Raw genomic sequence first — 12,063 nt, 5'->3', positions numbered from 1 at the left:
AATTTTATGAATTTAAAGAAATCACTATATCTGATTGCCTTAGGTGTTTTACCGTTGACCTCGTTTGCTCAAGCAGAAGCTGTTCCGTTAAATTGGTATAACTTAGATTACAACACAGATGGTGTCATGGGAATCAGTACAGATAAAGCTTACAAAACTTTATTAAAGGGGAAAAAATCAACCCCGGTCATTGTTGGTGTTTTGGACGGCGGTGTAGATGTTTTCCATGAGGATCTTAAAGATGTCGTCTGGATCAATCCCAAAGACAGCATTTCCAATGGGAAGGATAATGATGGAAATGGGTATATTAACGACAAGTATGGCTGGAACTTTATTGGCAATGCTCAGGGGAAAGATGTTCAATTTGACAATCTAGAGCTCACGCGGCAATTAAGGATTTTAGATAAGAAATTTGCCCATGTTACCCCAGCGACAGAACTGAATGAAGTGGATAGAAAAGCCTTTTTGGCTTATCAGAAGATGGTGGTGAAATACAAGAACAAGCTGGAAGAAGCCAAAATGGGGCAGTTTTCTTACGATGCGCTTAAACGTAATTTGGATGCTGTGGTTCGCGAAATAGGTAAAAAACCTGAAGAAATCACATTGGCCGATCTTGAGAACTTTAACCCAAAATCGAATAATCAACGTATCGCTCTCGGTTATGCAAAAGACGAAATTCAGACAAATGGTTTTGTCAAATTTTATGATGACATCACTGAGGGAGCAACATATTTCAACAATCAGGTTGAATACCATTTGAACAAAGAATACGATTCCCGTCCCATTGTTGGCGACAATTACGAGGACGCTTCTGAACGCCATTATGGAAATGCGGATGTAAAAGGGCCAGATGCACTTCATGGTAGCCATGTCGCAGGTATTATTGGCGCCAATCGCAACAATAATATTGGGATCAATGGCGTCGCAGACAATGTCAAAATTCTAGCGGTACGTTTGGTTCCTGATGGTGATGAACGCGATAAGGATGTCGCAAATGCAATTCGATACGCAGTAGACAACGGAGCAAAAGTGCTCAACATGAGTTTCGGGAAAAGCTATGCGCACAACAAGCAGACCGTGGATGAGGCCGTTAAATATGCCGAATCCAAGGATGTCTTATTGGTACATGCAGCGGGGAATGACAGTGAGGACAACGATGTGGAGCCAAATTTCCCCATGAAATACTACACCAATGCGAAGGGAGATACCACAGGTATTGCAAACAACTGGATTACAGTGGGGGCGACAGGATTATACCCTGACAATGAGCTTTTAGCCGATTTTTCCAATTATGGTAAAAAAACAGTAGATGTTTTTGCTCCCGGTGTACGAATCAATTCCACTATTCCGGATTCAAAGTATAAAGAGGAACAAGGAACAAGTATGGCTGCCCCTGTAGTTGCCGGGCTGGCCGCTATGATACGCTCCTACTATCCGAACCTTTCTGCTGTGGAAACCAAACAGATCATTCTGGAATCTGTGGAAAAGCCGGAGCAAATGGTCCAGGTAAAAATTGGTGAAGATGCAACAAAAATGGTCAAATTAGCGGATATTTCGGTAACTGGCGGGATTGTCAATGCATATAATGCAATTCTAATGGCGGAAGAATTCAATAGTAAGAAGAAAAAATAAAGAATATTCTCATTTTTTGTATACCAAAACCATCTTTTGTCCGTTTAATTAATTAACTTACAGGGACAAAACTCAAGATGCTTATGGTAGAAAACTTTACCCAATCAGAAAACGAAGTTCAAAATTTACTAACCCAAAACGAGAAGGTAATGACTGATGAGGATATAGAAAATGAATTGAAACTTCAATTACCCAAAATGTTGCTTCATCCAAGCAAAAAATGTATTGCGAATATCATGGAATATTCCAAACAAATGGAAAAAAGAAAGGCCTAATCTGGAGATTAGGCCTTATTTATGAAATATCATGAGCTTTTTCCCATTATCTATAGCAGATAAGTAATTTTATAGTATTTCTAAAATACACGATAAGTCATAACAGCTGCCCACCTATTATTGCTATCTAAGTATCCCAGAATAATCAGTGTGATAAGCAATGTGTAAGGTTAAGTTTTTCTTTTTTGATGGAAATTTTGGCTAGTTTTGAGGTGATGTTAAAACAAGAACGATACAAGGCTTTTGTGGAATATTTTTCCAAAAATAATCCCGATGCGCAGACAGAACTCAACTATAGTAATCCTTATGAATTACTTGTCGCCGTTATTCTATCTGCCCAATGTACAGACAAGAGAATTAATCAGATTACACCGAAGCTATTTGAACGTTACCCCGATGCGTATACTTTAGCTGCCTCCAGTGTGGATGAGGTATTTAGCTATATCCGCTCCGTAAGTTATCCAAATAACAAGGCCAAACATCTGGTCGGGATGGCACAAATGCTTATTGAAAAATTTGACAATGTCGTTCCAGAGCAGATTGAAGATTTGGTCAAGCTGCCCGGGGTAGGTAGAAAAACCGCCAATGTCATTTCCTCCGTTGTCTATCATAACCCAGCAATGGCGGTAGACACGCATGTGTTTCGTGTGGCGAACAGACTTGGGCTCACCTATCGTGCGACGACACCATTGGCCGTAGAGAAACAGTTAGTCAAAAATCTCCCGAAAGAGACCATTGCCGTTGCGCACCATTGGTTGATCTTGCATGGACGATATATTTGCTTGGCCAGGAAGCCGCTTTGTGAAAAGTGCCCGATTACCTACATGTGTAAATACTTTGAAAAAACCCATCACATAAAGAGTGCTCCAAGCGCGATAGAAATAAAAAACTAATTTTTTTAGTGAAAATATTTGGTTTATTATTTTTTATTTTTAATTTTGATAAATATATACTAAAAATATGAGCAACACAGATAAATTAAAAGCGTTACAGCTGACGTTAGATAAATTGGAAAAGAACTTTGGAAAAGGTTCGATTATGAAATTAGGAGATACAGCTGTTGAGCCTATCGAGGCAATTTCTACAGGATCTTTGGGTCTGGATATCGCTTTGGGAATTGGCGGGGTTCCAAAAGGACGTATCATTGAAATATATGGACCTGAATCTTCAGGTAAAACAACATTGGCAACGCACATTGTTGCCGAAGCTCAGAAAAAAGGTGGTATTGCAGCAATTATTGATGCTGAGCATGCGTTTGATAAGTATTATGCACAAAAGCTAGGCGTTGATGTAGAAAACTTATTAATTTCTCAACCAGATAATGGTGAGCAGGGTTTAGAAATTGCAGACAATTTAATTCGCTCAGGTGCCATTGATGTAATTGTTATTGACTCTGTTGCAGCATTGGTACCCAAAGGTGAGATTGAAGGTGAAATGGGTGATTCTAAAATGGGGCTTCAGGCTCGTTTAATGTCCCAAGCATTACGTAAGTTAACTGGAACAATTTCCAAAACAAACTGTTGCTGTATTTTCATCAACCAATTGCGTGAAAAAATTGGAGTAATGTTTGGTAACCCAGAAACAACAACCGGTGGTAATGCACTGAAGTTCTATGCTTCTGTGCGTTTGGATATCCGTCGTACATCACAGATTAAAGATTCCGACGAGGTATCTGGTAACCGTGTCAAAGTTAAAATTGTAAAAAATAAAGTAGCACCTCCATTCCGTATAGCGGAGTTTGATATCATCTTTGGTGAGGGTATTTCAAAAGTCGGCGAAATCATTGACTTAGGTGTGGAATATGGTATCATTAAAAAAGCCGGTTCATGGTTTAGCTATGGTGAAACCAAATTAGGACAAGGTAGAGATGCCGTAAAAACCTTATTGTTTGACAATCCAGATCTTATGGATGAACTTGAGGCAAAAATCCGTGCTGAAGTAACAGGAGAGGATCCGATGCTTCAAGTAGAGGAAAATAAAGACTAGTTGCTGTAAAAATTAGTATAATGTAGGTGGCCATCCTTAAAGGGATGGCTATTTTTTTTCGCCAATTTAATATAACCAAGATTAAGTTTGAATGATTATTTTGTTACATGCCCAGAGTTTTGGATTTGAACTCTAAGATTTTAGTATTTTTAGCGTGTCGAATATAATTACCGACTTCATTCTAAACTTAATTTTGAAAAATGAACAATAAGTTAATTGCTTTTATATTGATCCTTTTCGGATCAATATCTCATCTCAGCGCACAAAAAATCCGCGTGCTCTCCTTCAATATTCATCATGGAAATCCACCTTCAGAAAATGAATCTGTTATCAATCTCGACACTATCGCTCAAATTATTAAAAATACCAACGCAGATCTTGTCGGACTACAGGAAATTGATGTTAACCTGGAACGCTCCCACAATGAAGATCAGGCAAAAAAATTGGCTGAACTAACTGGAATGCATTATATTTTTTCAAAAGGAATAGATCTTGAGAAAGGCGAGTACGGCACGGCAGTACTATCAAAACAACCTATAGAACGTGTAGAAAAGCACTTCCTTCCCTCTCCTGTTGAAAGTGAGCGCCGAAGTTTATCTATTGTTGAAGTGACCATCGACAAAAAGAAAATCCTGTTTGCCAATAGCCATCTTGATCTAAGAGATAAAAACAAAATCGCACAGGCAAAGTTTATTACATCTCGTTTTAAAAATGAGAAACGGCCTGTTATCCTGGTCGGTGATTTAAACTCCGAAGCTACTGATCCGGCAATTAAAGAGCTTGGCACGTTATTCACAAAAACAACGAGCCAAAATGGTTTTACTTTTCCACAAGATAAACCAAATACCGAAATAGACTATATTATGGTTAATACCGCCTCGCATCCAAAATTCTCCAACCACCGTGTTCTTGAAGAGAAATATGCGAGTGACCATCGTCCACTATATGTTGAAATCGACATTAAATAGCCCATCATGAATTTTGATAGAAGAAGATTTTTAGAAGCATTGGCATTGATGGGAATTACCTTACCCACGATGAGTGTTGCCAAAGAAAAAGAAACGGAAGATGCAGAAGGAGATTTTCGTTTTGTAGTTCCTGCTTATTTACAGAATCAAACAGCAACAGGCATAAGCATCTTTACAATCCTGAGTAAACCGGCAGTAGCCTGGTTGGAAATCCTTGACAGTACGGGTAATGTTCAGCAAACGATCTATCAATCCGAAGATGGTATGATTAATGCAAATACAGATTTCTTTCACTTTGCCATCGCAGAAGCACCACGGTCTTTCCGCTATCGCCTCAGGGCAAAAGAAATTCAAAAATTTGCCCCCTATAAGATCATATATGCGCAAGAAATCCAAACACCAATTTTTGAAGCTAAACTGGCAGAAAACAATCAACAACAAATTCGTTGTCTGGTGTATAATGATGTTCATGAGGAGAAAAGCAGCTATCGGGATCTCATACCCAATCATGATCCTTCGATCTATGACTTCTTTGTTCTAAACGGAGACTCCTTTCATTACGTGACCGATCAGGAGGATATTACAGAAAAATTACTGAAGCCTATTGAATTCTTCGCTACCGGAAAACCTTTTATTATGAACCGCGGAAATCACGAAACGAGAGGCTCTTTCGCCCGGAATTTCAAACGGTACTTTGGCTATCCCGATAATAAATACTATCAAGCTTTCAAAAGGGGAGCCATATTTTGGATCATGTTGGATAGTGGGGAGGATAAACCTGACGACCACGAAGTGTATGGTGGTACCGTAGACTATGACAATTATAGAAAAGAACAGGCAAAATGGCTGGAAACTGTATTACAATCTAAAGAAAGAAAATCAGCACAACATACAGTTGTGATCAGCCACATCCCTATATTCCATTCAGACGATTGGCATGGTACACTGCATAATCGAGAATGCTTCCATCCTTTATTTCAGAAATATAAAATAGATGCGATGATCTCTGGACATACGCATCAATATGGATACTACCCCGCCGATAAAGACCATCATTATCCGATATTTATCGGCGGTGGTCCAAAAGCTGGCAAAAGGACAATCATTGATATTTCGGGGTCCGCAAAATCACTGGCTATCCGAATGACCCGTGACGATGGAACTGAATTAGGACTGTTTAAAAAATAACAAATAAAGGCAGCCCACTTGTGGACTGCCTTGTTTGAATGTACCTGCTCCTATCGACATTAGCTTTATATAAAGCCTTTCCCATTCGTAGCGGATTATCCCGTAGGCATTTTTATTCACCTTTTTCTAAGAAAGGGTATCTGTAATCCGTATCTGGATTGAATGTTTCTTTGATTGTACGAGGAGATACCCAGCGCAACAAGTTGATCATCGATCCGGCTTTGTCGTTTGTTCCTGAACCGCGCGCACCGCCGAACGGTTGCTGCCCTACTACGGCACCAGTACATTTATCATTCACATAGAAGTTACCGGCAGCATGTCTTAATTTATCCGTAGCTAAATTAATGGCATAACGATCCTGCGCGATAATAGAACCTGTCAATGCATAGATAGATGTTGAATCGACGATATCCAGTGTTTCCTCGAACTTAGCGTCTTCATAAACATATACGGTCAATACTGGGCCAAACAATTCTTCAACCATTGTTTCGTAATCAGGCTTTGAAGCTTCAATGATTGTCGGATGAATGAAATAGCCTTTGGCCTTGTCATAAGTACCGCCAACGACGATCTCCGCGTCAGCAGACTCTTTCGCACGATCGATGTATTTTGCTAATTTATCAAATGATTTCTCATCGATAACCGCATTGATAAAGTTTGTAAAATCCTCCGTTCCACCAATTGTAAATGACTTCACATCATTAGACATTGACTCTTTCAATGCTGGCCACAATGATTTTGGAATATATGCACGTGAGGCTGCTGAACATTTTTGACCTTGGTACTCAAAAGCTCCACGAACCAAAGCTGTATTTGCCGTTTTGAGATCCGCAGAAGGGTGTACAACAATAAAATCTTTACCACCTGTTTCACCGACTATTCGCGGATAAGTTTTGTAACGGTGGATATTGTCTCCAATCGTTTTCCAAATGTCCTGGAATACACCTGTCGAACCAGTAAAGTGAATACCGGCAAAATCAGGATGTTGGAAAATAACATCACCAGCATCTGGTCCTGATACATACACTAAATTGATGACACCATCTGGAAGTCCGGCTTCACGGAAAATTTTCATCAATACATTCGCAGAATAAATCTGGGTGTTGGATGGTTTCCAAACGACAACGTTCCCCATCATTGCAACACATGAAGGCAGGTTACCGGCGATAGCTGTAAAGTTAAATGGTGTCAACGCAAACACAAAGCCCTCGAGAGGTCGTTGTTCCACACGGTTCCAGACACCTTTTCCTGATACCGGCGGCTGTTGCTTATAGATTTCACTCATATATTGCACATTGAAGCGCAAAAAGTCTGTAATCTCACAAGCCGAATCAATCTCCGCCTGATAGGGATTCTTTGATTGCCCCAACATCGTAGCAGCATTCAACTCATAACGGTATTTCCCTGAAATCAATTCTGCTGCTTTCAAAAATATCGCCGCACGATCTTCCCATGCCAGATTTTCCCAATTCTTTTTAGCAGCTAGCGCTGCATTGATTGCATCGGTTACATGTGATTTCTCGCCTTGATTGTATTGACCTAAGATATGTTGGTGGTCATGTGGAGGAGCTATAGTTACTTTTTTAGAAGTAGTTACTTCTTTACCACCAATATACATTGGGATATCGATTTGTTTCGAACGTGCCTCATCAATTGCTGCTTTCAACAACTTACGTTCTTTCGTTCCGACAGCGTAAGTATACACCGGCTCGTTCGTAGGAACAGGCACTGTAAAAAATCCTTTAGACATATTACAATTATTTATATTTCAACTTATTAGCACCACACTAAATGATACCAATAGGAGTAAAATTACCTTAAATTTTACGAATACCCAAAGTTACTCACCTTCTTTAAGCACCTTGGAAAAGATACGTTTAAATTTTTCCAATTTCGGTTTAATAACCAATTGGCAATACCGCTCCTTACCATTAACTTTATAATAATCCTGATGATAGTCTTCTGCAGGATAAAACGCTGTCGCTGGTACCACCTCCGTCACAACCGGCTCCCTGTAAACTTTCTCCTTATTCAAAGCGGCAATATAAAACCGGACCTTTCCCAATTGCTCTTTGTTGTGTACAAATATGGCGGAGCGATATTGTATCCCCACGTCATCTCCCTGGCGATTGAATTGTGTAGGATCATGAGACACAAAGAAAGCTTCCAGCAAGTTATCATAACTTATTACTTTTGGGTCATAAACAATAACAGTAGCTTCAGCATGACCTGTATTACCCGTACAAACCTGAGCATAGCTAGGGTTAACCACCCATCCGCCAGTATATCCGGAGACAACTTTCTGCACGCCTTTCAATTCTTTAAATTGCGCTTCAGTACACCAAAAGCACCCTGCAGCAAATGTAGCGGTATCCAAGGTGTTCCCACTCTTTTCTGGCAGCTTTGAGAAATCAGATTTCTCAGCCGTAGGAGTTTGAGTCTGACAAGAACTCAACAAAAAGATAGCCGCAAAAACTATAATAACATATTTCATCGGCGTACAATTACTTTAGAACTATTGGTTAGTATCTAACCATTACAAAAGCAAGAAAGCGACAATATATTCATATTGTCGCTTCCTCATTCTTATCAAAGAATCAATTATTTAGCTGCAGCATAATTTTTTGCTACGGCATCCCAATTGATAACATTAAAGATTTCTTCCAAATAAGCTGGACGTTTATTTTGGAATTTCAAGTAATAAGCGTGCTCCCAAACGTCGATACCCAAAACTGGCGTTCCTTTTACCTCAGCCACGTCCATTAATGGATTATCCTGATTAGGCGTAGAAGTCACCGCTAATTTACCGTCAGCACCAACGATTAACCATGCCCATCCTGATCCAAAACGAGTAGCACCAGCTGCCTGAAGTTGTTTTTTCAACTCATCAAATGAACCGAAAGCAGCGTTGATTGCTTCTGCTAATTCACCTGTTGGAGTTCCACCAGCATTTGGACCTAACACTTTCCAGAACAAAGAGTGATTATAGTGACCACCACCATTATTGCGTACTGCTGCTGAATATTTACTTACGTTTTTGATGATATCCAATAACGACAGATTCTCAGCGTCTGTTCCTGCGATTGCTTTATTTAAGTTGTCCACGTATGCCTGATGATGTCTGTCATGGTGGATTTCCATTGTAGTCTTGTCGATATGTGGTTCTAATGCGTCGGCTGCGTATGGTAACGCTTCTAATTCAAATGCCATAACTATTTTAATTTAAATGTTTATTACTTCGTTTATATATACAAATATAACACAATATAGCTTGTTATGTTTTTATGTGTTACAATAAATTCGATATTTACTTACCGTTTTTGACGAAAAAATGATTTTACCAAATCGGCGCATTCTTCCTGCAAAACACCTTGGGTAACGACTGTCTTCGGATGTAATATCTTATCGTGAAAATGAGAATAACCACGTTTTTCATCCCTGGCCCCATAGACAATTTTACTGATATGGGTCCAATAAGCTGCGCCAGCACACATAATACAAGGCTCAATCGTTACATACAATGTACAATCATCCAGATATTTGCCGCCAAGATAATTTGCCGCGGCTGTAAAAGCCTGCATTTCGGCGTGGGCAGTTACGTCATTCAAGCGTTGGGTAAGATTATGCCCTTTACCGATAATACGTCCCCTATGTACGACTACCGCACCGATAGGAACCTCCCCTTCTTCGAAAGCTTTCCTTGCTTCATTTAATGCCATACGCATAAACGATTCATCGCTATCAATTAATTGTGTTCCTTCAAAATCTATAAATGTCATGCCACAAACTTAGCTAAGTTTCGATCCATTTGGTAATTTTCTGTCCACAGAGGTCAAAATAATATCTCCATGCTCATCAGCAAATCCGGTGACCAAACATTCGGAGAAAAAATTAGCAATCTGTTTCTTTGGGAAATTCACGACTGCAACAATCTGTTTTCCGATCAATTCTTCCTTCCTATAATGGACTGTTATCTGGGCGCTACTTTGTAATGTTCCGATTTCGCTTCCAAAATCAATTTTCAGCTGATAAGCTGGTTTTTTAGCGCTAGGAAAGTCCTGTACTTCCAAAATAGTTCCTACGCGCAAATCAACTTTTTCAAAATCTGTCCAGCTGATGTTGTCACTCATAATCTATTGCTGTTAATATCCTGAATCTCTTTGCCTATTGTGAATAAAATGTAAGAGGGGTTCCGCCTTAAGCGCTGCGCTAATTTATTGATCAATTTATCCTCTTCACCTGCTTGAAAAGCTAGATCTTCGTCACTCAAATGATTGTACTTGCGACGGAGTTTTTCTTTGGCAATTTGCCATTGTTCTTCGTTAATTTTCAGCATAACTATGATTTAGGTATAAAATTTGTATATCTTTAAACAAACTTGTGAAAGTTTGTTTAAAGATACAATATATACATAAATAAAAGATTATGAAAAAGATTTTACCAGCATTACTCTTGATTTGTGGTAGCGTAGCAACGGCACAAGCGCAGCTTCTGCCTGGATTTGAGGTCGGTTTAAAAGGTGCGTTGAACTTTTCAAAGTTTAAAAGCGATGGCAAATATTTCAATTCAGACAATAAAGCGGGTTATCAAGCAGGTCTTTATGGTCGTGTTGGCGTTTTAGGATTCCATGTTCAGCCTGAGATTTACTTAACTGGAAAAAACACAAAAGTAACTAATTCAGAAGGTGAATCGACAGACGTTAAATTTACCACTGTTGATATCCCTGTGTTATTGGGTAAGCGTTTTGGCTTAGGCCCAATCGGCGCTAGAATTCAAACCGGCCCGATCTTCTCATTTAAAGTAGATGACAAACAAGATAAGGTCATTGCCAATTTAGATCCAAATAACTACAAAAAGAGTGGTACAGCTTGGGCATTCGGTGTTGGAGCTGATATATCGAGCTTACGTGTCGATGTACGTTACGAAATGGGGTTGAACAAAGTTAATAACGAGAGCCAGGCAAACCCAAAAATCAACATGTGGAGCATTGGTTTAGGCTATAGATTATTCAGTATCCTATAGACCGTTAGCCATAGTCGATACCGTATTTAAAAGTCCGTTTTTATCCAAAACGGACTTTTTGTTTCAATAAACTTTAGAAACATTCTAAATTGCTGCTTTTTCTTGTCAAAATGGTATCATATTTAATAGCAAATAGTAGATTTGCTTAATTAAAATTAAATTACAAAGGATAATGAGTAAATCAAAGCCAGTTTTCAGTTCTTCGATTGGGAAGAAGCTAATCATGAGCTTAACAGGAATCTTCCTATGTTTATTCCTAGTTGTTCACTTGGTTGGTAACTTGCAATTATTTAAAGATGATGCGGGTCTAGCGTTCAACAAGTACGCTTATTTCATGACTCACTTTACACCAATCAAAGTTGTTTCCTACTTATTGTACGCTTCGGTAATCGTTCACGTCATCTACGCCATTACATTGTCGATGAAAAACAAAGCCGCACGTCCTATTGGTTATGCCCAATATGATGGTAAAGCAAACAGTAAATGGAATTCACGCAACATGGGTATCTTAGGTACTGTCATTTTAGTGTTCCTAGCTACGCACATGTCTAATTTTTGGTGGAAGTTTCACAATGATGAAGTACCCTACATCGAATACCGTACTGATTTGGCAACAGGACAGACAACAGCGAGAGAACTTCAAGCTTCTGAATTCCACGACTACCAAGAAACGGTAGAAAACAATGTTCAAATCTTAAAAGCAAGAGATTTGTACAAGCAAGTTGACTTTGCCTTCAAAAATGTGGCCTTAGTCGCTTTATACGTCATTGCAATGGCAGCGTTGGCTTTCCACTTAATTCATGGTTTCCAATCTGCATTCCAAACTTTAGGTTTTAACCACAGAAGATATATTGGAATTATCAGAGCAATCGGAGTTTGGGTATTTGGGGTATTAATTCCAATTGGCTTTGCAATAATGCCATTGTTTTTCTTCTTTAAATAATTCAGAATCTTTTAAGGTAAAGCTCAGGCTTTATCGATCAATATAAAAT

At 39.1% G+C, this 12,063-nt stretch carries 14 protein-coding genes; 8 read left to right on the top strand and 6 right to left on the bottom strand.

Translation table 11 applies throughout. From position 1 onward, the window contains the following. Positions 1 to 6 precede the first annotated feature (6 nt). The 6 genes from B4A24_RS08905 to B4A24_RS08880 all read left to right on the top strand — a co-directional run bounded on the left by B4A24_RS08905 (position 7) and on the right by B4A24_RS08880 (position 6,049). On the top strand, positions 7 to 1,632 hold the full coding sequence (locus tag B4A24_RS08905; protein ID WP_293944412.1) for a S8 family serine peptidase: 1,626 nt from the start codon (positions 7 to 9) through the stop codon (positions 1,630 to 1,632). Between the two features lie 83 nt (positions 1,633 to 1,715). Next, entirely contained in the window at positions 1,716 to 1,907 is a 192-nt protein-coding gene (locus B4A24_RS08900; RefSeq protein WP_293944410.1) for a hypothetical protein, read from the top strand. A gap of 215 nt (positions 1,908 to 2,122) precedes the next feature. Beyond that, the gene (gene nth / locus B4A24_RS08895; RefSeq protein WP_293944461.1) at positions 2,123 to 2,800 is read left to right on the top strand and encodes an endonuclease III; all 678 of its coding nucleotides are present in this window, start codon (positions 2,123 to 2,125) and stop codon (positions 2,798 to 2,800) included. A gap of 67 nt (positions 2,801 to 2,867) precedes the next feature. After that, a complete protein-coding gene (gene recA / locus B4A24_RS08890) occupies positions 2,868 to 3,893 on the top strand; it encodes a recombinase RecA (RefSeq protein WP_293944409.1) in 1,026 nt (341 codons plus the stop codon). Between the two features lie 200 nt (positions 3,894 to 4,093). Then, the gene (locus B4A24_RS08885) at positions 4,094 to 4,861 is read left to right on the top strand and encodes an endonuclease/exonuclease/phosphatase family protein (protein WP_293944408.1); all 768 of its coding nucleotides are present in this window, start codon (positions 4,094 to 4,096) and stop codon (positions 4,859 to 4,861) included. A gap of 6 nt (positions 4,862 to 4,867) precedes the next feature. Then, entirely contained in the window at positions 4,868 to 6,049 is a 1,182-nt protein-coding gene (locus B4A24_RS08880; protein WP_293944407.1) for a metallophosphoesterase family protein, read from the top strand. A gap of 112 nt (positions 6,050 to 6,161) precedes the next feature. Here B4A24_RS08880 and pruA read toward each other — a convergent pair whose 3' ends face one another. The 6 genes from pruA to B4A24_RS08850 all read right to left on the bottom strand — a co-directional run bounded on the left by pruA (position 6,162) and on the right by B4A24_RS08850 (position 10,385). After that, positions 6,162 to 7,799 carry an L-glutamate gamma-semialdehyde dehydrogenase gene (pruA, locus tag B4A24_RS08875; RefSeq protein WP_293944405.1) on the bottom strand — a complete coding sequence of 546 codons (1,638 nt, stop codon included), beginning with the start codon at positions 7,797 to 7,799 and terminating at the stop codon, positions 6,162 to 6,164. Positions 7,800 to 7,889: 90 nt separating this feature from the next. Then, complete coding sequence (msrA, locus tag B4A24_RS08870; protein WP_293944404.1) at positions 7,890 to 8,543, bottom strand: peptide-methionine (S)-S-oxide reductase MsrA; 654 nt, start codon at positions 8,541 to 8,543, stop codon at positions 7,890 to 7,892. Between the two features lie 107 nt (positions 8,544 to 8,650). Next, positions 8,651 to 9,259, bottom strand: a complete 609-nt coding sequence (locus B4A24_RS08865; protein WP_293944402.1) for a superoxide dismutase — start codon at positions 9,257 to 9,259, stop codon at positions 8,651 to 8,653. 101 nt (positions 9,260 to 9,360) lie between these two features. Further along, complete coding sequence (locus tag B4A24_RS08860; RefSeq protein ID WP_172392255.1) at positions 9,361 to 9,828, bottom strand: nucleoside deaminase; 468 nt, start codon at positions 9,826 to 9,828, stop codon at positions 9,361 to 9,363. A 9-nt stretch (positions 9,829 to 9,837) separates the two neighbouring features. After that, positions 9,838 to 10,179 (bottom strand): tRNA-binding protein, encoded by a 342-nt coding sequence (locus tag B4A24_RS08855; protein WP_293944399.1) that lies wholly within the window; start codon positions 10,177 to 10,179, stop codon positions 9,838 to 9,840. Next, a complete protein-coding gene (locus tag B4A24_RS08850) occupies positions 10,176 to 10,385 on the bottom strand; it encodes a hypothetical protein (RefSeq protein WP_172392257.1) in 210 nt (69 codons plus the stop codon). The genes B4A24_RS08855 and B4A24_RS08850 overlap by 4 nt, the downstream gene beginning before the upstream one ends. A gap of 89 nt (positions 10,386 to 10,474) precedes the next feature. Between B4A24_RS08850 and B4A24_RS08845 the strand changes: the two genes are divergently transcribed. Then, a complete protein-coding gene (locus B4A24_RS08845) occupies positions 10,475 to 11,071 on the top strand; it encodes a porin family protein (RefSeq protein WP_293944396.1) in 597 nt (198 codons plus the stop codon). A 172-nt stretch (positions 11,072 to 11,243) separates the two neighbouring features. Further along, positions 11,244 to 12,014 (top strand): succinate dehydrogenase cytochrome b subunit, encoded by a 771-nt coding sequence (locus B4A24_RS08840; protein ID WP_293944394.1) that lies wholly within the window; start codon positions 11,244 to 11,246, stop codon positions 12,012 to 12,014. Positions 12,015 to 12,063 lie beyond the last annotated feature (49 nt).

This window comes from Sphingobacterium sp. UBA7249 (genome assembly GCF_002472835.1).
GTDB lineage: Bacteria > Bacteroidota > Bacteroidia > Sphingobacteriales > Sphingobacteriaceae > Sphingobacterium > Sphingobacterium prati.
This window is presented reverse-complemented; position numbering and strand designations above follow the sequence as displayed.